The sequence below is a fragment of the Marinimicrobium sp. C2-29 genome (genome assembly GCF_038419845.1).
Lineage (GTDB): Bacteria > Pseudomonadota > Gammaproteobacteria > Pseudomonadales > Cellvibrionaceae > Marinimicrobium.
Map to the genome: position 1 here is coordinate 1 of NZ_JBCAQT010000044.1, position 1,237 is coordinate 1,237.

Consider the following 1,237-nt stretch of genomic DNA (forward strand, 5'->3'; position numbering starts at 1 on the left):
TGTAGTGGTCAACTAATTCCGGACAATAAGTTAGATGGATTTTCCGCTTTTGCCGGTGGCACGCCATCGTTGTACTGATGGGGCCGACGCCAGTTGTAATAGTCCATCAAGTAATAGCTGATATCTCTAGTCGCTTCAGATTTCGAGCGGTAACCCAATGAGGGGATCCACTCTGACTTCAGGCTGCGGAACACACGCTCCATCGGGGAGTTGTCCCAACAGTTACCACGCCGACTCATGCTCTGCCTCATCCTGTAGCGCCACAGGCGCTGTCGAAACACCTGACTGGCGTACTGGCAACCCTGGTCCGAGTGAAACATTACCCCTTCGGGTTGGCCTCGTTGCTCATAGGCCAATTCAAGAGCCCTTGCTGCCAGCTCTGCGTCGGGCCTGGTAGACAAGGCCCAGCCGATCACTCGGCGGCGGTACAGGTCCATCACCACGGCCAAGTAATGCCAGCGACTGTCGGCCCAGATGTAGGTGATATCGCCACACCAAACCCGGTTGGGAGCAGGAGCGTCGAACTCCCGGTCGAGGTGATTCGGGATATCCACCCGCTCGGACTCTGCCACCTTGTAGCGGTGAGCACCGGGCTGCTTGGACACCAGATCGGCTTCAGCCATCAGCCGGCGCATCTTAAAGCGGCCCACGTCGTGCCCTAGGTCCCGCATCATCCCAACCAGGGTTCGGCTGCCCGCTGAGCTTCGACTGTCGTTGAATAGCTCTTTCACCAAGCTCCGAAGTGTCAAACGCTCGACATCCGGCTTCTGGCGGCGTTGCACATGCTCGTAGTAGCTGCTCGCAGGGATGCCGAGGGCGGAACAAACCAGTCCGACGGGTTCATGCTCTCTCAATTGGTCGATCAGTGTGTATGTCTGATCTCGTCCGCCACCAAGAGAGCTGTAGCCTTTTTTAATATGGCTTTCTCCCGTTCCAGCCGGTTCACCCGGCCTTCCAGCTCCTGGATACGCTGTTGCTCGGGTGTTAATGCCTTGCCTTTGGGGGTTGCGCCCCCTTGCTCCCCTTGCAGCTGCTGGACCCAGCGCCTGAGGACCGTTTCACCAACACCGAGAGAACGGCTAGCCTCTGCAATTGAGTAGCCCTGGTCAATGACCAACTGAGCTGCTTCGAGCTTGAACTCTGCTGAAAATGTACGACGCTGTCTCTTCATGGAACACCTCTTCTAGGGTGGTAGAATACCACCTTAAATGGTGTCCGGAATCATTAGACCACTTCA

At 56.6% G+C, this 1,237-nt stretch carries 1 protein-coding gene; it reads right to left on the reverse strand.

The window, feature by feature from the left end:
- Positions 1-8: 8 nt before the first annotated feature.
- A protein-coding gene (locus tag AAE484_RS17395) for an IS3 family transposase (protein ID WP_341939707.1) occupies positions 9-1,171 on the reverse strand; the annotation gives its coding sequence in 2 pieces (ribosomal slippage) (positions 9-916 and positions 916-1,171; 1,164 coding nt in all).
- Positions 1,172-1,237 lie beyond the last annotated feature (66 nt).